Origin of the sequence: Porphyromonas bennonis DSM 23058 = JCM 16335 (genome assembly GCF_000375645.1) — a bacterium.
Taxonomy (GTDB): Bacteria; Bacteroidota; Bacteroidia; order Bacteroidales; family Porphyromonadaceae; genus Porphyromonas_A; species Porphyromonas_A bennonis.
Window position 1 is genome coordinate 44563 of record NZ_AQWR01000004.1, and the last position, 19326, is coordinate 63888.

The window sequence follows — 19326 nt, forward strand, 5'->3', positions numbered from 1 at the left end:
AATCACTCAATGAATATTACGCTCATTTAGTGCTGAGGCGTAGGCCCTTGCATTACGCATATGCTCCGAGTAAGAGGCAGCGAAGTTATGACGACCGCTGAAGTCCTCCTTAGCACACATATATATGTAGTCATGCTGCTCGGCGGAGAGTACCGCATCGATGGCGGATGCGGACGGGATCCGTATGGGGCCGGGCGGGAGTCCGAGATGGAGGTAGGTATTATAGGGAGAGTCGACCTCCAGATGCTTATGCATGACCCGCCTTATCGACCGATCTCCTAGGGCGAAGAGGACAGTGGGGTCAGACTGCAGTGCCATCCCACGATGAAGCCGATTGAGATAGAGCCCGGCTATGGTCCTATACTCGTCACTCTTGGCGCTCTCCTCATTGATAATGGATGCCAGTGTGATCACCTCCCGGGGTGTCATACCAAGCTCTGCAGCCTGTGAGCGGCGCTTCTCGTTCCAGAAGGTCTTACTCTCTCTCGCCAATCTCGCTGTGATCGCCCTTGCGGACTCAGTCCAGTAGACCTCATACGTATCGGGGATCAAGTAATAGGCAAGAGTAGAGTCCTCCACTCCCAGGCTATCAAGTAAGGTCCGATCAGTCATCGCCTCAGCTATCGCCGCGCTATCGCAGAGGAGCTGATCCGACAGACGTCTCCACAGCTGCCCCACGTCTCGGGTCGTGGTAAAGGTAATCCTAACCGGTGCCTGAAGTCCTCGGGACAGTTGGCGATAGAGTCCCAGAGTTGTCTCGTCAGGTCTAATCAGATAATGACCGGCACGGGGCTCACCGCCCAGAAGGCCCACCGTCGACAGGTCTCTGCCATTTCTGACAGAGACTCCCTCCGGGATCCTGCCAGAGACCGCACTCCAGTCGTCGCCAGGATAGATATAGATACTGACCGGAGCCGAGCCTCCACAATTGTAGGATGGCATCTTTGTCACTCGGTAGCCGGTCCATAGCGCAGCGACTAAGAGACAGACCACCAAAGCTATAGCCCAAGTCCATGGTCGCTTGAACACCTTGCTGAAATTCATTTCTGTGAGGAATGCTATAGGGAATACCCCTTTTTATCGTACCTTTGCGGGCAAAGATACTCAAAATAGGCCCTGTAGTTCAACGGATAGAACGGAAGTTTCCTAAACTTTAAATGGGAGTTCGATTCTCCCCGGGGTCACTCCAGCCAGCAGGTGTACCGTCTCAGCGACAGGCGCACCTGCTTTTTATTTTGTAGAAGCAGAAGAAAGACCACCCTCAGGAGTTCAGTACTCCTGAAGGTGGTCTCTATTAAATACAAATAAATTGATTGCTCAAAAACATGAGTCCAGCGACCGGGCAGACGTTGCCGTCACCCTATCTGCTGACATGGAGGGAGAAACTGCTCATCCGGCAGCGAGATAAAGGGAGTCACACCACTGACACCCCATCCAGCCAGATGCGGTCCAGGCTATAGACCTCACTCACCAGTCCGGAAGAGAGCTTAAAAACCTGCGGACCGCGCCGCATAAGTTGCTGTCTCATACCTCGGCTAAGCTGTGAGGCTGCCAGGATCCGTGTCCCCATGGCCACATTATCTGCCTTAGCAAAGAGTCGGGCATCGTCATCGCTGTCATCCAGACAGATCGAGTAGACCGTTACTCCACATGTAAGTGATCGGTGCGAGAGCATCGCGTTGATCGCTCTCGAGAGGCCATCATCCGTCCGCCAGGTCACGACGAGTGCTGTCTCAGGACCACGTCCAAGGGCACTGAGTGTGTCATGGAAACCCTCCATTTCTCTTCCTGGAAAGCGCTCTCCCGGATTGAGTCCGTAGTCGGGCTCTACGGGAGCCACTCTGGCAGACAGACACGACAGTGTCAGTATCAGAGCGAGCCCTCCAAGTACGAAATTTCTGAATCTCATATCAAATTGTCTAGTGAATAGATATCCTGAGTCGCCACATACCCTCACGGGCCGGCATTGCGATCAGGCGTCCGTGTCTCGGAACCTTTTTGTGAGGACAACCGCTGTTGTCCATCGCACTAAGCGGCGCAAAGGTACGTGATTTATGCCTTGCGACAAAATACTCACCTCTAAGACTCAGGGCTTTCCCACTCCCAGAGAGAGATTGGCGACACCCTACCTACCCTGTCCGTCCTATGCGTCTTCGGCTATTGTCCCTCGGATGAATCGTGACAGAGAAGGCAGCAAAGGAGCGCCATTTTGTCACCGGTAGACTTGTCAGGTCGGACTTGGCACACTTTTCCCTAAGTCAATAATGCAAGTAACGACTATTTCAATCAATATTTAGTAGCTCAATTATGAATATCAAACCGTTAGCAGACAGAGTCCTCATCCAGCCCGCAGAGGCAGAGAAGACCACTGCATCAGGCATCGTCATCCCTGACTCATCTGAGAAGAAGCCGGTCCGCGGCAAGGTCATCGCCGTCGGTGAGGGTACCAAGGATGAGAAAATGGTGCTTAAGGAGGGAGACAACGTCCTCTATGGCAAGTACGCAGGTACTGAGGTCGAGGACGGAGACACGAAGTACCTCATCATGCGCCAGAGCGATGTGCTCGGCATCATTGAGTAAACTACCCTATAACAAACATCACAAGAATCAAATCACAACATATATATGGCTAAGCAAATCAAGTACAGCACAGAGGCAAGGACCCTCCTCAAGGATGGTGTCGACAAGCTCTCCGATGCAGTCAAGACTACTCTCGGACCTAAGGGACGCAACGTGATCCTGGACCGCAAGTTTGGCGCTCCCCACATCACCAAGGATGGTGTCTCCGTAGCTAAGGAAATCGAGCTGGAGGATCCGTATGAGAACATGGGTGCACAGCTGGTCAAGGAGGTGGCCTCCAAGACCAATGACGACGCCGGAGACGGAACCACCACCGCCACCGTCCTCGCTCAGAGCATCATCAGCGTTGGACTCAAGAACGTTGCCGCAGGCGCTGCCCCTCTGGAGATCAAGAGAGGTATTGATAAGGCCGTCAAGGTCATCGTCGAGGATCTGAAGAAGCAGAGCGTCGAGGTAGGCACTGATCTAAAGAAGATCGAGTACGTAGCCACCCTCTCCGCCAATGGAGATGAGGAGATCGGCAAGCTGATCGCCGAGGCCTTCGGTAAGGTCAAGAAGGAGGGCGTCATCACTGTCGAGGAGGCTAAGGGCATGGAGACCTACGTAGACGTCGTCGAGGGAATGCAATTCGACAAGGGCTACATCTCCCCCTACTTCGTGACCGACACGGACAAGATGCTGACTGAGTTTGACAACCCCTACATCCTGATCTACGACAAGAAGATCAGCAACATCAAGGACATCCTCCCGATCCTCGAGAAGGTCTCCCAGAGCGGTCGTCCTCTCCTGATCATCGCAGAGGACGTGGAGAGCGAGGCACTTGCTACACTCGTGGTGAATAAGCTCCGCGGCATCCTACAGATCGCCGCTGTCAAGGCTCCCGGCTACGGCGATCGCCGCAAGCAGATGCTCGAGGACATCGCCATCCTCACCGGGGCAACCGTAGTGAGCGAGGAGGTCGGTCTCAAGCTCGAGAACGCCACTGCAGATATGCTCGGAAGTGCCGAGAAGATCAGCGTGGACAAGGATCACACCACCATCGTGGGCGGCAAGGGCGACAAGGATGCTCTCGCCAATCGCGTCAGCCAGCTCCGCAATCAGATCGAGGCAACCACGTCCGACTATGATCGTGAGAAGCTCCAGGAGCGTCTCGCCAAGCTCGCCGGCGGTGTGGCAGTCCTCTACGTCAGCGCCCCCAGTGAGGTGGAGATGAAGGAGAAGAAGGACCGCGTCGATGACGCTTTGAGCGCCACTCGGGCAGCGATCGAGGAGGGAACTGTCCCCGGCGGTGGTGTCGCCTACATCCGTGCCCAGAAGGCTCTCGAGGGTCTCAAGGGTGCCAATGACGACGAGCAGACCGGTATCGACATCATCTGCCGCGCCATCGAGGAGCCACTTCGTCAGATTGTCGCCAATGCTGGCAAGGAGGGCGCTGTAGTGGTGCAGAAGGTCCGCGAGTCGGAGGGTGACTATGGATACAATGCACGCGAGGATCGATTTGAGAACCTCCGTGAGTCCGGTGTCATCGATCCGACCAAGGTATCCCGCGTCGCTCTCGAGAATGCTGCCTCCATCGCAGGCATGTTCCTCACCACTGAGTGCGTCATCACCGACATCAAGGAGGATGAGCCTGCCATGAATCCCGCCGCAGGCATGCCTCAGGGCATGTAATCCTGCCTCGCTGAGCCAGAGTTTGCTCAGCACAGGTTAGTCAGACAAGGCTGCCGACCCCGAGTGGTTGGCAGCCTTTTTTATATTGTCAGCAAGTGAGTTATAGTGCCGTATCAGAGCCGAGCCGCTCTTTAGAGTGTGGCGTCATTCTAATACCGATATTAGTCGCAACTAATACCGGTAATAGTGAATGCTAATACCGGTATTAGTGATCACTATTATCGGTATAAGTTTGGAGCCGAGGACCAGCACCCCAGGAGCGTCTTTTTAGTTGTATTTGTACAAAACGATAACAAGGCATCATCTCATAACACTCTACTTACGATGGTACAGGACCTTGTTGTCCTGGTAATTACTGCAGGGCTGCTGATGTGGGGGCGCATCCGCTCGGATGTAGTCGCCCTCTGCTCGATGCTGGCACTGGTACTCATGGGGATCATCACCCCTCAAAAGGGGCTGGCAGGCTTCTCCAATCCTGTTGTGGTCATGATCGGAGTGACCGTATCGGCGAGCATGTGCTTCATGAGCCCCATCTCCACCACACCCAATGCGATGGTGATGAGCGTCGGTCGATACAGCTTTATGGACTACGTGAGAGTCGGTCTGCCACTGCAGGTGATCATCCTGGTGGCAATGGTATGGCTGATCCCCATGATCTACCCGCTATGAGAACCAGTGCAGTCAGCACGCTTGCACTCAGGTCAATAGGGATCCTATCCACACCACTCTCTACGAAGAGGTAAAAATGGTACCTTTGCTAATGAAATAAGGGAGTAACCTATCCTCATCATGAGAGGGTGACCCTGTCGCTCGGGACCTCGGTCTCGAGAGGAAAGTCCGGGCCACAAAGAGCATCACGCTTCCTAACGGGAAGGCGTCGCGAGGCGCTCCATGCGTAACAGAGAATAACCGCCTGCATGCAGGTAAGGGTGAAAAGGTGAGGTAAGAGCTCACCGAGCCGTCGGTGACGAGGGCTGCCGTACGCAGACGTGAGGGGAAAAATCATGTATACCGGCGACTGAGGGCTGCTCGTCCGATGCCGGGGGGTAGATCGATAGAGGAGTCGGGTGACCGGCTTCCTAGATTAATGACAGGGAGGATGGCTTTGCCATCTCGACAGAACCCGGCTTATCACCCTCTCCCGAGGGGGATAGATTGCTTCTCTTTTTGTATATATTACCGATCACACCGGACTCGATCAGACATGCCCAACGACCAGAGGGACATCCAGCAGAGTAACGACCTCCCCAGCTACGAGGAGCGCCTACAGACTATCCGGTCCAGAAGGGAGAAAGAGCAACGGAAGAGCTTCTTCTCTCGAGTGACACGCCGGGGCAGGAAAGCAAAGCGCTTCTTCTCCGACGAGATTTGGCGTCTTCGTGAGGACGATCTCAGGGGTGGGCAGAAGTGGATGGTGAGAGTCCTACAGGTGATCGTGATTACGATACGCGAGTACACCGACGGCAACCTCGGTCGCAAGGCCTCTGCCCTCACCTACACCACCCTCCTAGCGATCATTCCTATGCTGGCTGTGGTACTCAGTATTGCGGCAGGCTTCGGAATGCAGAGCTCGGTCCAGCGACAGCTGTACGATTACTTCCCCGGTCACTACACAGAGCTGACACAGGCCTTTGACTTCGTCGAGAGCTACATGAATGTGGTCCACAGCAATACCTTCATCATCATCGGAGTGGGTACCTTGCTCTACACCGTAGTGCGACTGATGCTCAATATCGAGGATGTAATGAATGAGGTGTGGCACATCAAGGAGCCCCGTCCTTATAGCCGACGGATCCTGGGATCTATGGCCTACTTCCTAATCCTCCCTTTCCTGATCACCTTGACCAGCGGTCTCAATGTATTTATCCGCTCATTCTCGAGCTTCAAGCTCTTCGGCGAGCTCTCTCTCTCTCCGCTCTTTTCCTTCCTGAGCGGCTTCGGTCTCTACCTGATCTGGATTCTGATTTTTACGGCACTGTATAAGCTTATGCCCAATACCCGAGTCCGCACGGGAGCGGCGTTGATGGCGGGGACGCTGTCCGGTGTGGTCTTCCAGCTCTTCCAGATGATCTACATTACCGGACAGCTGTGGGTAAGTAAGTACAATGCGATCTACGGAAGCTTTGCGGCAGTACCATTGCTCCTCCTATTTGTCCAGATGTCATGGGTGATCGCACTCTTCGGTGCGCAGCTCGCCTACTCGATCCAGAATGTGGAGTACTATTATTTCCGCTCCGAGAGCGAGCATATCTCGAGACGCTTCAGGGACTTCATTGCCGTGGTGCTGATGAAGAAGATCTGTCTCGCCTTCAAGCACGAGGGGGAGGTGTACAATGGTGAGGAGCTGGCTAAGGAGTGTCACCTGCCGATCATTGTTGTCAATGATACGCTCGACAAACTGGTGCTCTGCCGACTGCTGATCCGTCAGCCCAATCCGAAGCAGACCTCACGTCCTACTTACCTACCTGCCCTTGATGTCAGCACGATCACTGTGCGTAAGGTGACCACCGCCATGGACCGGCTTGGGGCGGAGAACTTCCGGATCGACCTCTACAATACCTACGCAAAGGAGTGGCTCATTGTGCGAGATGCTCGCTTCTCGGAGGATCCGGACAAGATGGATCAGCCTGTGATCAGCCTCTGACAGGCTATTCTCCTCATTCTCTATCACCTACCTCTCAGGGAGCGAGAGAGGTCGAAAAGAGGGCACATTAGGTGTCCTTTTTTTCGTAGTTTTGTATGCAACAGATAAAACCTCAATCACCACATAGCACCATGAATAGCAAAAGAAACATCCTCGGTACACTGATCATCGCTGTAGCTGTCGTCCTCTCGGTATGGATCGGTGGCTCAGCTCTGCGGCACCGCAACGACGGACCTCGCACGATCACCGTAAAGGGCAGGGCTGAGCGGTCCTTCCGGAGCAACCTCGCCACGTGGAGTCTCACGATCACTAATCATAGCAGCTCCCCTAAGGCGGGATTTGACGAGGTAGAGCGCCAGAGAGGCGTCGTGGTTGACTTCCTCCGCTCACACGAATTTACCGACGAGGAGATGGAGACGCTCGGTGTATCGTACAATGAGCGGGTCAATGGCTACTACAATAAGGATCAAGACCGCTACGTCGAGGAGCACGACGGCTACGATGTGAGCCAGACGATTGTCCTCACCTCAGAGGATGTGGACAAGATCGACAAGACCGCCAAGGCAGTCGGTGAGCTCATCAATCTTGACGTCACCGTAATGGTGGGCGAGCCCAACTACTACTACACCAAGATGGCGGACCTGAAGCTGGAGATGCTCGATGCTGCAGCCGCTGATGCACGAGACCGCGCTGCATCAATCGCCAAAGCGAGCCACGGCAGCCTCGGCGCCTTGCAGAAATCTCAGATGGGCGTCTTCCAGATCCTGGGACGCTACGCCAATGAGAGCTACTCCTGGGGTGGCACACTTAATACTTCAGACATAGATAAGACCGCAAGTATCACCGTCTCATCGACCTTTCTCCTGAAGTAATGACTCTCGACGAAGCCCGCCGACGGGTAGAGCAGCTGAGACAAGAGCTGGAGGAGCACGAGTATCGGTACTACGTCCTATCAGCTCCGACCATCAGCGATAGGGACTTCGATCTCCTGATGAAGGAGCTGGAGTCTCTTGAGGAAGCCCATCCGGAGCTAATCTCCCCCTACTCTCCTACACAGCGAGTGGGGAGCGAATTCGTCGGTGGGGTTACTACCGGCACTGCTGTCGCCCACAGAGTGCCAATGCTCTCCCTTGCCAATACCTACAGCATAGGCGAGGTGGAGGACTTCTACCGCAGGCTCACTGAAGCGGTTGGCGAGACCCCGGAACTGGTAGCGGAGCTGAAGTTTGACGGTGTCTCTATTTCCGTAATTTACGAGGAGGGACTGCTCCACCAAGCACTCACCCGCGGTGATGGGCAATATGGCGAGGATGTGACGCAGGCGATCCGGGCGATCCGGGCGATTCCGCTCCGACTCAAGGGCGATAATCTCCCGGATCGAGTGGAGGTGCGGGGAGAGATCCTGCTGCCGTGGCGAGAGTTTCAGCGACTCAATGCGGCTCGGGAGGAGGCGGGCGAACCTCCCTTTGCCAACCCTCGCAACGCAGTCTCCGGCACGATTAAGACTAAAGATAATATCGCTGCTGTGGTGAGCCATCGCCGTCCGACGGCTCGCTTTTACTACCTCCTCAGCGATGACGAGGATTGGCTGCCGGAGTATCACTCCGATCGACTGGAGCGGATGCGGGAGATGGGGCTACCAGTAAGCACGCACAGTGCACTCAGTCACTCGGTAGAGGAGGTAGACAAGTATCTCGATTACTGGGACCTCCACCGGCATGAGCTGGAGGTGGCGACGGATGGGGTGGTACTGAAAGTCAATGACTACTCTCTCCATGAGCTGATCGGCATGACAGCGAAGAGCCCCAAGTGGGCAATCGCCTACAAGTTTGATGCAGAAAAAGCGATCACACGACTCCTGGAAGTTCGCTTCCAGACCGGGCGGAGCGGCATCGTCACGCCGGTTGCTCATCTAGAGCCTGTAGAGCTCTCCGGGACCACCGTCTCCCGAGCGACGCTCAATAACGAAGACTTCATCCGTAACCTAGATCTCCACGAAAGGGATCTGGTATCGGTGGAGAAAGGGGGCGAGATCATCCCTAAGATTACCCTTGTGCGCAAGGACTTGAGAGACGAGCGCGTGGGCGGTCCAGTGACCATGCCACAGAACTGTCCGTCGTGTGGCTCTGCACTCGTACGACATGAGGGCGAGGCTGGACTCTTTTGCCCCAATAGGTTGGACTGTCCGGCTCAAGTGGAGGGGCGGATCGAGCACTTCTGCAGCCGGAAGGCAATGGACATCTTTATCGGTCCGAGCAGCATCCACGCACTCACTACCATCCTCGGTCTACGATCGGTGGATCAGCTCTATACACTCACTGAGAGGGATCTGCTCCGACTGCCACTCTTCAAGGAGGCGAAGGCGGAAAACCTCCTGAAGAGCATCGACGAGAGCAAGGAGAAGCCCTTCGAGCGGGTACTCTTCGCCCTCGGCATCCCCCTTGTGGGGAGCAAGGTGGCGGAGACTCTGGCAACCCATGCCAAGTCAATCGACCGACTTCTGGAAGCATCCGAAGAGGAGCTCCAGAGCATCCCGGAGGTGGGTCCGATGATCGCCCGAAGCGTGAGAGACTTTGCAGAAGAGCCACGATCCATGGAGTTGGTTGCTAATCTTAAGGCTGCCGGGCTTCACTTTGAGATCACTGAGGAAGAGCCGAGCGGCCCAACCTCTAAGACCTTCGCCGGACAGACGATCGTGATCAGCGGCGTCTTCCACACCATCTCACGAGACGAGCTTAAGGAGTTACTCGCCCGCCATGGAGCGCGGGTCGGCAGCAGCATATCTGGTAAGACTTCGCTCCTCATCCATGGGGAAAACATGGGACCGGCTAAGCTCGCCAAGGCGGAGCAACTTGGTATAAAAATGATGACCGAGGAGCAGTTTTTTGACACCTACAGAGACCTAAGATAAGAGAGCAAAATGGCTGACTTGAGACCCTTCGTACACCTCCACGTCCACTCCTACTTCTCTGTCCTCGACGGAGCATCTCCAGTCGAGGACCTAGTACAGGCGGCTCGGAAGCACGGTCAGCGTGGCATGGCTCTGACCGACCACGGCGTGATGTATGGTATCAAGACTCTGCATGATCACTGCAACAAGATCAATAAGCCGATCCAGACGGAGATCAAGGAGCTCTCTGCAAAGCTGTCTGAGGAGTCAGATCCATCGACTCAGGAGGATATCCGACAACAGATCGAGGAGAAGCGGAGGGAAATATTCAAGCCGATCTTCGGCTGCGAGTGCTACTGTGCCCGGAATGGTCGGGAGAATAAGAGCACCGTCGAGGACCGCAGCGGTTACCACCTCATCGTACTGGCAAAGAATAAGCAGGGGTACCACAACCTGATCAAGATGGCATCAGAGGCCTTCACGACCGGATTTTACTACAAGCCCAGGATCGACAAGGGGTTGCTCGAAAAGTACCACGAGGGACTGATCGTCTCCAGCGCCTGTCTTGGCGGAGAGGTGCCGCAGCATATCCTTCATGGAGACATTGAGGGAGCCCGGAGCGCTATCCGATGGTTCAAGGGACTCTTCGGAGAAGACTATTACTTAGAGCTGCAGCGGCACAAGACAGACAAGGAACGCGGCAATCGAGAGACCTACGAGAAGCAGCAGCAGGTAAATAAGGTGCTCATCCAGCTTGCTGCCGAGGAGGGCGTGAAGCTGATCGCCACGAATGACTCTCACTTCGCCAACGAGGAAGACGGCGAGGCGCACGAGCGACTTATCTGCCTCAGCACGGGCAAGACTTTTGACGACCCCAATAGGCTTACTTACACCAAGCAAGAGTGGCTCAAGAGTACCGAGGAGATGAATGAAATCTTCGCCGATGTCCCGGAGGCACTCAGCAACACCGCCGAGATCCTCGACAAGGTGGAGATCTACTCCATTGACAGCGACCCGCTGATGCCGGACTTCCCGATCCCTGAGGGCTTTGCCGATGCCGACGACTACCTCAGGCATCTCTCCTACGAGGGAGCAAGGAAGCGATATGGCGAGGAGCTCTCTGACGAGGTGAAGGAGCGGCTGGACTACGAGCTGGGTGTGATCAAGACGATGGGCTTCCCCGGCTACTTCCTGATCGTGCAGGACTACATCGTCAATGCACGAAAGCTCGGGATCATCGTCGGTCCGGGTCGAGGCTCTGCTGCAGGCTCGATCGTCGCCTACTCCCTCACCATCACCGACCTTGATCCACTGAGATACAATCTCCTCTTTGAGCGGTTCCTCAATCCCGACCGCATCTCTCTCCCGGATATTGATGTCGACTTCGATAACGAAGGACGACAGCAGATCCTTGAGTGGGTGACCGATAAGTATGGAGCTGACCATGTCGCCCACATCGTCACCTACGGCACGATGGCGGCAAAGAGCTCGATCAAGGACATGGGTCGCGTGCTCCAGCTCTCACTACCGGAGACCAATGCGCTCGCCAAGATGATCCCCGACCGCATAGGGGACAAGAAAGATCCCTCTGTCGCGCTCTCTGTGCAGAATGTCCCGGAGCTCAGCGATATCATGTATGGCCCGGAATCTCTCCAGAAGGAGGTGCTGAAGTACGCCATGCAGCTGGAGGGCACGGTGCGCAACGTCGGTGTCCATGCCTGTGGTATCATCATCAGCAAGATGCCGATCTCGGACGTCGTGCCCTCATGGGTCACACTGGATAGTCTGACGAATAAGGATATCCTGGTCACCCAATATGACGGTAGCGTCATCGAGTCCACCGGTCTGATCAAGATGGACTTCCTCGGGCTGAAGACGCTGTCGATCATCCGTGCTGCGCTCGACAACGTCAAGCTCAATCATAAGGTCGATATCGACATCAATAAGATCCCCCTGGACGATGAGCTGACCTACAAGCTCTTCAGTGACGGGGACACCATGGCGATCTTCCAGTTTGAGTCCCCCGGTATGCAGCGCTCTCTCAAGGATCTGCAGCCATCCGTCTTCGAGGATCTCATCGCCATGGTAGCCCTTTACCGTCCGGGACCGATGGACAACATCCCCTCCTTTATTGCCCGTAAGCACGGTCAGGAGGAGATCACCTACGAGCTACCGGTGATGAAGGAGGATCTCGCAGAGACCTATGGCATCACCGTCTATCAGGAGCAGGTGATGCTCCTGTCTCGCAAGATCGCCAACTTTACGCGCGGGCAGTCGGACAACCTCCGTAAGGCGATGGGGAAGAAGAAGATCAAGATGATGCAGGCACTCAAGGTGAAGTACCTCGAGGGTGGTCGGGCGAATGGTTACCCCGACGATACACTGGAGCACATCTGGTCCGAGTGGGAGAAATTTGCCTCCTACGCGTTCAATAAGAGCCATGCCGCCTGCTACGCCTGGGTCTCCTATCAGACCGCTTACCTCAAGGCGCACTACCCGAGCGAGTACATGGCTGGCGTGCTGAGCATCAACCTCAGTGACATTGCCAAGATCACTAAGTACATAGGTACCTGTCAGCAAATGGGGATCAAGGTCCTCTGCCCGGACGTCAATGAGTCCGAGTGCGCCTTTGCCGCCAATAAGAATGGAGACATCCGCTTCGGTCTCGGTGCGATCAAGGGATTTAGCAACGCTGCTGCCCAGGACATAGTCAGCGAGCGGAAGGCAAATGGTCCCTACACCGACATCTACGATTTCTTCAAGCGTATCCCCGCAAGCGTAGCGACCAAGAAGACGTGCGAGTCGCTGGTGCTGAGTGGTGCCTTCGACTCCTTTGGCACTTTCACCCGCGAGGATTTCCTCGATCCTGATGATACGCCTAAGAAGGAGACATTCCTCGACAAGCTACTCCGTTATAGCGACGAGAGCCGAGCCTCCCGGATGTCCAGTCAGACGTCTCTCTTCGGGGACGCTAACTTCCAGGAAATGTCCCGCCCTGCACCCGACCACCGCGCACAGCCCTGGAGCGACATCGAGAAGCTCAATAGGGAGAAGGCGCTGCTCGGGATCTACATCACCGCCTCCCCTCTCGACAAGTATGCTCTGGTCCTGAGGGAACTCTGCAACATCCCCTGCAGCGAGGTGACCGACGGACTGGACAACTATGCCGGCAAGGGAGCACTTCGCTTCGGCGGTGTAGTGACCGACTATGCGGAGAGGACCTCCAAGAGCGGCAACCCCTACGGGATCATGACGATACAGGACTATGATGGAGAGGGAAGGCTATTCCTCTTCGGAGACCAATTCACCACTTACCGTAACTTCGGTAAGGAGGGACTTTATATCCTTGTGACCGTAAAGGTCAATCCTCCCAAGTGGGAGGGTGGTCGCCCCTTCCGCGAGGTACAGTCGATCCAGCTGCTGGACCAGGTGGTGGACACTGCCTTCTCCACACTGGATATTGCTATCCCCGAGGACGCCATCACAGAGGAGCTGTACGACACCATAGTGAGTGGCGCCGGCGAGCTAAAGCCCGGCGGTGTCACACTCAATCTGTATATCACCGACCGTCAGAAGCAGGTGACGCTAAAGATGTGCAATCACACCAGACGGCTGACTATCACAAGTGACTTCATCGACTCGCTGAAGTCCTTCGAGGATGTCAGGTATCAGCTCAGCTGACCGGAATGGCACGATAATAGATAGATCATTAATAGTATTACATTTCATAAAACAATCAGATTATGGCATTTGAATTTACAGACGCTAACTTTGACGAGCACCTGAAGTCAGGTAAGGCAATGGTCGTAGACCTCTGGGCACAGTGGTGTGGTCCCTGCCGTATGGTATCTCCGATGATCGACGAATTTGCTGAGCAGTACGACGCTGAGCAGGTCCTCATCGGCAAGATGGACGTGGACGCCAATACCGAGATCCCCACACGCTACGGCGTGATCAGCATCCCCACCATCCTCTTCATCAAGGACGGTGAGGTGGTGGAGCGCAAGGTAGGCGCCCAGCCTAAGGACAAGCTCAAGGAGGCTATCGACGCTCTCATCAGCAAGTAAGCCACCGTGCGCAGACCTCTCCCACCTGGAGGGGCTTCATAACCTCATAGGGTCATCGGGAATAAGGTCTCGGTGACCCTTTTTTATTTAGAGCGATCACACGACAGACCAGCTCCTCCGGATGGGGTGGTCAGCAAGGGACTCGACCCTACGAGAAGAGGGGCCACAAAGATCTTGCGTAACAGAAAGATAATCAGGAGGTAGCAGAGCCCCATATTTATTACCGATATTAGTCTCATCTATTACCGGTATTAGTGACGACTAAAGTCGGTATTGGATTTCACTAATACCGACTTTAGTTTTGGCTCTCTGGATGGGGAACGTCCATAAGCCCCACAAGTTTGTCAGGACTGTAGTTTCTGGAGCCCATTCTAGTCCCCTCCCACAGACCTTTTGCAAGAATTTTGCAAACTACAGGTGACAATCAAGTGGAAAAAAGCCTAAAAGTCGAGATTATTTCGCTACATTTGCCGACAAGTAAGTCTAAGCCGACTCCGTACTCCACGGATGAGGCTTAGCGGAAGACAAGGAACGACCACCAAAGGACTCACAGACAACAGCTTTATATGGAGTGTAGAATCGGAAGAGTGACCGCCATCCGCCCGACAGAGGTGGAGGTAGAGGTACTACAGATGTCTGCCTGCTCATCGTGTCACGCACGGGGAGCCTGCACCGCATCGGATATGCGCATGCGGACGGTCACCATCACACGGGATCTCCCGGTGGGGCTCTCCGTGGGTGATCCTGTGCAGATAATCGCCGATGACCCCAAGGTCCTCCAGGCATCTGCCTATGCCTACATCATCCCCCTAGTACTGATCATCCTTGAGGCGGTACTGCTCCCCAAGTACTTCGGCATCGGAGAGATGGCGCTGATCGGGATCACACTCGCGACTGTGGCGCTCTATGCCGTAGTCCTGTGGGCACTTAGGGATCACTTCAAGCGCGTCTTCACCTTCCGCATCCGTCCACTGAGAGAGACGCACGACTGAGTTCATTCTTCACGAGACAGTTTTGTCCGGTAATCATATTCATCCATGATTTTCACTATTCTATTTCTAGCCCTGGCAGCAGCGATCATCGCCCTGCTGATCTATTGGGTAATGACATCCTTCAGAGTCGAGGAGGATCCTCGCATCGGGGAGGTGCAAGAGGCGCTCCCGGGCGCCAATTGTGGTAACTGTGGCTATCCCGGCTGCGCCTCCTTTGCCAAGGCCTGCGTGGAGCATGAGACCCTCGATGGTCTCTTCTGCACCGTCGGAGGAAATGCGGTGATGCAGGACGTCGCCGACATACTCGGTCGCACAGTCGAGGAGCAGGATCCACTCATCGCTGTCGTCCGCTGCAACGGCACCTGCGAAGCACGCCCCAGAGTCAATATCTTTGACGGTGTCAAGAGCTGTGCCGTAGCTCACTCACTCTATGGTGGAGAGACGCTCTGCACCTACGGCTGTCTCGGATGTGGCGACTGCGTGAGCGTCTGCGACTTCGATGCCATCCACATGAACCCCGCCACCGGTCTCCCGGAGGTGGATGAGGACAAGTGCACCTCCTGCGGTCAGTGCGTCAAGGCCTGCCCCCGCAACATCATCGAGCTGAGAAAGAAAGGAAAGAAAAATCGACGCATCTTCGTCTCCTGCGTCAATAAGGACAAGGGAGCGATCAATAAGAAGATCTGCGCCAACGCCTGCATCGGCTGTGGCAAGTGCTTCAAGGAGTGCAAGTTTGACGCCATCACGATCAGCGATAACCTCTCATACATCGACCACACCAAGTGCCGTCTCTGTCGCAAGTGCGTAGAGGTATGCCCCACGGGTGCGATCCATGAGGTTAATTTCCCCGTGCGTAAGCCCAAGGTGGAGAAGCCTGTCGAGGAGAAGGTGGTAGCCACCCCGGAGGAGACCCCTGCCGAGGCCTAATCTCCCCTTTTCCCACAAACCTCAGAAGAAAGTACAGACTACATAATATGTTCCTGAAGACATTTTCAAAGGGCGGCGTACACCCGGAGGAGAATAAGATCTCTCACGACTCCCCCATCCAGGTACAGCCTATCCCTAAGACCGTATCCATCCTGCTCGGTCAGCACATCGGCAAGCCCGCCTCTCCGGTGGTGAGCCGTGGCGACGAGGTCAAGGTGGGTACCCTGATTGCCCAGGCGGACGGCTTCGTCTCCGCCAATATCCACTCATCCGTCTCCGGTAAGGTCAAGAAGATCGAGACCATCCTCGACGCCTCAGGCTACCAGAAGCCCTGCATCACTATCCAGTGCGATGGCGAGGACACCTGGGAGGAGACCATCGACCGCACCCCTGAGATCGTCCGCGACATCAAGCTGTCGAGCGAGGAGATCATCCAGCGCATTGCTGAGTGCGGTATCGTCGGTATGGGTGGTGCCACCTTCCCCACAAATGTGAAGCTCATGCCGCCCAAGGACGCTACCCCCGAGTGCGTGATCATCAATGGCGCCGAGTGTGAGCCTTACCTCACCGCCGACCACCGGACCCTGCTGGAACGGGGCGAGGAGGTGCTGATCGGACTGCAGATCCTGATGAAGTCTGTCGGCGTCACCAAGGGCTACGTGGCGATAGAGAATAATAAGCGCGATGCGATCGAGAAGCTCACCCAGCTCGCCTCCACCATGCCCGGTATCGAGATCGTACCTATGAAGGTGAAGTACCCCCAGGGCGGCGAGAAGCAGCTGATCGACACGGTACTCAAGCGTCGCGTCGCTTCAGGTAAGCTCCCCGTCACCGAGGGTGCCATCGTACAGAATGTCGGTACTGCCCTCGCCGTCTACGAGGCGGTACAGAAGCATAAGCCTCTCGTGGAGCGCGTCGTGACCGTGACTGGTAAGGCTGTAAAGAATCCCTGCAACCTGCTTGTCCGCATCGGTACTCCTCTGAGCGAGCTCATCGAGACAGCCGGAGGTATGCCCCGCTCCACAGCCAAGCTGGTGAGCGGAGGTCCGATGATGGGTAAGGCGGTCTACTCCGATGAGATCCCTGTTGCTAAGGGGACCAGCGGCGTGCTGATGCTGCTCGAGGAGGACACCAAGCGTCGCCCGATGCGCAATTGCATCCGCTGCGCCAAGTGCGTCGGAGCCTGCCCCATGGGACTCAATCCCGCCTTCCTTATGCGCGACACCGCATATAAGGACTGGGAGGCTCTGGAGTCAAACCATGTCTACGACTGTATCGAGTGCGGCAGCTGCAGCTTCATCTGCCCCGCCAATCGTCCCCTCCTCGACCATATCCGTATAGGCAAGGGGCGCGTCATGGCTATCCGTCGCGCACGTAAGTAAGAGTCATCACTTGATTTTGAGATAACAGCATCCCATGTCTGATACTACAGCTAAGTTACTCGTCTCTCCGTCGCCCCACGTCCATATTCACGACTCCATCGAGCGTAATATGTATGACGTGATCATCGCGCTGATCCCGGCGCTGATCGCCTCGGTCATCTTCTTCGGCTGGGCGCCTCTCGGTCTGACGGTGACGTCGATCGCCTCAGCAATGTTCTTCGAGTGGATCATTACTCGCTTCGTGATGGGGAAGAAGGAGCTCACCATCACCGACGGGTCCGCCATCATCACCGGATTCCTCCTAGCGCTCAATGTCCCTGCTAATCTCCCGATCTGGATCCTCCTCATCGGAAACTTCGCAGCCATTGCTCTTGCCAAGATGCCATTCGGTGGTCTGGGGAATAATATCTTCAACCCCGCTATCCTCGGCCGTGTCTTCCTGCTTGTCTCTTTCCCCAAGCAGATGACCATCTACCCGCCGGCACATCAGATCCTCGCCGCCGGCACTGATGCCACCACTGGAGCGACGCCGCTCGCAATTGCCAAGGGGGTACTCGCCGGCTCGCCCGACTACAGCCTTGATATGCTCCCCTCTGCCACGGAGATGTTCCTCGGACAGCTCTCCGGATCCTTCGGAGAGGTGTCTGCCATCGCCCTACTGATCGGCTTTGTCTACCTCCTGCTCCGCAAGGTAATCACCTGGCACATTCCTGTCTCTATTCTCGGAACCGCCTTTGTCTTCTCCGGAATCATGTGGCTTATCGATCCGACGATGTATATGAGTCCGGTCCTCCAGCTGATGACCGGTGGTATGCTGATCGGAGCGATCTTTATGGCGACCGACTACGTCACCTCACCTATGAGTACCGGCGGTCAGATCCTCTACGGAGTGATGATCGGACTGATCACGATGGTGATCCGCTTCTGGGGATCCTACCCCGAGGGTATGTCCTTTGCCATCCTCTTTATGAATGGCTTCACCCCGATGATCAATCAGTACATCAAGCCTCGCTTATTCCGCAAGTGAACAGCTTATCACACAGAGTATCATGAAGAAGCTATCATCCACCCTACCTCATATGCTGATCTGCCTCGTGCTCGTATGCTCGGTGGCAGGAGGTCTCCTCGCTTTCATCAACAGCCAGACCTCAGAGGTGATCGCCCAGCAGATCATCAATACCACCCTCGACGGAATCAAGGCAGTTGCCCCGGAGTACGACAATGATCCGTACAAGGAGCAATTTAAGGTCGCCGTCGATGGCGACAGCCTCACCGTCTATCCTGCAACTAAGGCAGGTGAGACTATGGGCTATGCCGTCGAGTCGACGTCGCACAATGGATTTAGCGGCGACGTCCGTATCCTCGTAGGCATCGACACCGACAATAACCTCATCGACTACACCGTCCTGGAGCAAAACGAGACCCCGGGACTGGGTGCTCACGTGACTCACTGGTTCCACAGTGAGGCTCACCCCACCAGCGATGTACGTGGCAAGTCCCTCACTGAGCCGCTCAAGGTGACCAAGGACAATGGCTCCATCGATGCCATCACCGCTGCCACCATCACCAGCCGTGCCTTCCTCGATGCGGTAAATAAGGCGATGCGCGGTGTACAGACCATCGATGGGGTGCCTGGTCAGTCCGGTGAGACTACCAGTGAGACAGTCGGCACGACAGCCGAGCCGACGAAGGTAGACAACGACCTGCTCCTGTCTCTCCTCCCTGAGCATGACAATGATCCCGTCGCCGAGCAGAGTGTCATCACCGATGCCACCGGCTACAATTACACTGTATATCCCGCCACGCGGGGAGGCATCTGGCAGGGCGCGGCAATCACTGCTCCCACGGAGAGTGGGTACAATGGTCCCATGCTCTTTATCGCCGCACTGGACGCAGGCAACCACCTCCTCGACTACGCTGTCCTCCAAGAGTCGGAGAGCGAACAGCTCGGAGGTCAGGTGGCACAGTGGTTTAGGGACAATGGTCACCCCACGTCCGACATCCGCGGTCGCTCACTCGAGACTCCGCTCAAGGTTACTCAGGACGGAGGAGACATCGATGCAATCAGTGGTGCGACGGTGACGAGCCGTGCATTCCTCGATGCTATTAGCCGCACAGCCGCCATCGCCACCCAGGCACGCACCGCTTACGAGAACGCTGAAAATTGATTTCG

15 protein-coding genes, 1 tRNA gene and 1 other RNA gene are annotated in these 19326 nt (G+C 55.6%); 15 read left to right on the forward strand and 2 right to left on the reverse strand.

Annotated elements, in window-relative coordinates:
- Nucleotides 1-6 precede the first annotated feature (6 nt).
- Nucleotides 7-1044, reverse strand: coding sequence for an endolytic transglycosylase MltG (gene mltG / locus B088_RS01590; RefSeq protein ID WP_025081483.1), 1038 nt, complete (start codon nucleotides 1042-1044; stop codon nucleotides 7-9).
- Between the two features lie 68 nt (nucleotides 1045-1112).
- Between mltG and B088_RS01595 the strand changes: the two genes are divergently transcribed.
- Nucleotides 1113-1184, forward strand: a tRNA-Arg gene (locus B088_RS01595).
- A gap of 230 nt (nucleotides 1185-1414) precedes the next feature.
- Here B088_RS01595 and B088_RS01600 read toward each other — a convergent pair.
- Nucleotides 1415-1909, reverse strand: coding sequence for a hypothetical protein (locus tag B088_RS01600; RefSeq protein ID WP_025081484.1), 495 nt, complete (start codon nucleotides 1907-1909; stop codon nucleotides 1415-1417).
- A gap of 398 nt (nucleotides 1910-2307) precedes the next feature.
- Between B088_RS01600 and B088_RS01605 the strand changes: the two genes are divergently transcribed.
- The 14 genes from B088_RS01605 (at nucleotide 2308) to B088_RS08545 (ending at nucleotide 19321) form a co-directional block, all read left to right on the forward strand.
- Nucleotides 2308-2580, forward strand: a complete 273-nt coding sequence (locus B088_RS01605) for a co-chaperone GroES (protein WP_018106661.1) — start codon at nucleotides 2308-2310, stop codon at nucleotides 2578-2580.
- 45 nt (nucleotides 2581-2625) lie between these two features.
- On the forward strand, nucleotides 2626-4251 hold the full coding sequence (groL, locus tag B088_RS01610) for a chaperonin GroEL (RefSeq protein WP_018106662.1): 1626 nt from the start codon (nucleotides 2626-2628) through the stop codon (nucleotides 4249-4251).
- 324 nt (nucleotides 4252-4575) lie between these two features.
- On the forward strand, nucleotides 4576-4920 hold the full coding sequence (locus B088_RS08540) for an SLC13 family permease (RefSeq protein WP_018106663.1): 345 nt from the start codon (nucleotides 4576-4578) through the stop codon (nucleotides 4918-4920).
- Nucleotides 4921-5041: 121 nt separating this feature from the next.
- Nucleotides 5042-5397, forward strand: an RNA gene (rnpB, locus tag B088_RS08230) — RNase P RNA component class A.
- A gap of 58 nt (nucleotides 5398-5455) precedes the next feature.
- A complete protein-coding gene (locus B088_RS01620; protein ID WP_018106664.1) occupies nucleotides 5456-6895 on the forward strand; it encodes a YihY/virulence factor BrkB family protein in 1440 nt (479 codons plus the stop codon).
- A 131-nt stretch (nucleotides 6896-7026) separates the two neighbouring features.
- On the forward strand, nucleotides 7027-7767 hold the full coding sequence (locus B088_RS01625; RefSeq protein ID WP_018106665.1) for an SIMPL domain-containing protein: 741 nt from the start codon (nucleotides 7027-7029) through the stop codon (nucleotides 7765-7767).
- On the forward strand, nucleotides 7767-9806 hold the full coding sequence (ligA, locus tag B088_RS01630; RefSeq protein WP_018106666.1) for an NAD-dependent DNA ligase LigA: 2040 nt from the start codon (nucleotides 7767-7769) through the stop codon (nucleotides 9804-9806). Before B088_RS01625 ends, ligA begins: the two co-directional genes overlap by 1 nt.
- Nucleotides 9807-9824: 18 nt before the next feature.
- Nucleotides 9825-13466 carry a DNA polymerase III subunit alpha gene (gene dnaE / locus B088_RS01635; protein WP_026170425.1) on the forward strand — a complete coding sequence of 1214 codons (3642 nt, stop codon included), beginning with the start codon at nucleotides 9825-9827 and terminating at the stop codon, nucleotides 13464-13466.
- Nucleotides 13467-13528: 62 nt separating this feature from the next.
- A complete protein-coding gene (gene trxA / locus B088_RS01640) occupies nucleotides 13529-13852 on the forward strand; it encodes a thioredoxin (protein ID WP_018106668.1) in 324 nt (107 codons plus the stop codon).
- A gap of 566 nt (nucleotides 13853-14418) precedes the next feature.
- Entirely contained in the window at nucleotides 14419-14844 is a 426-nt protein-coding gene (locus B088_RS01645; RefSeq protein WP_018106669.1) for a SoxR reducing system RseC family protein, read from the forward strand.
- Between the two features lie 45 nt (nucleotides 14845-14889).
- Nucleotides 14890-15771 carry a Fe-S cluster domain-containing protein gene (locus B088_RS01650; protein WP_018106670.1) on the forward strand — a complete coding sequence of 294 codons (882 nt, stop codon included), beginning with the start codon at nucleotides 14890-14892 and terminating at the stop codon, nucleotides 15769-15771.
- Between the two features lie 47 nt (nucleotides 15772-15818).
- Nucleotides 15819-17153 carry an electron transport complex subunit RsxC gene (gene rsxC / locus B088_RS01655; RefSeq protein ID WP_018106671.1) on the forward strand — a complete coding sequence of 445 codons (1335 nt, stop codon included), beginning with the start codon at nucleotides 15819-15821 and terminating at the stop codon, nucleotides 17151-17153.
- Between the two features lie 34 nt (nucleotides 17154-17187).
- Nucleotides 17188-18180 carry an RnfABCDGE type electron transport complex subunit D gene (locus B088_RS01660; protein ID WP_018106672.1) on the forward strand — a complete coding sequence of 331 codons (993 nt, stop codon included), beginning with the start codon at nucleotides 17188-17190 and terminating at the stop codon, nucleotides 18178-18180.
- A 22-nt stretch (nucleotides 18181-18202) separates the two neighbouring features.
- Nucleotides 18203-19321, forward strand: a complete 1119-nt coding sequence (locus B088_RS08545; RefSeq protein WP_025081491.1) for an FMN-binding protein — start codon at nucleotides 18203-18205, stop codon at nucleotides 19319-19321.
- Nucleotides 19322-19326 lie beyond the last annotated feature (5 nt).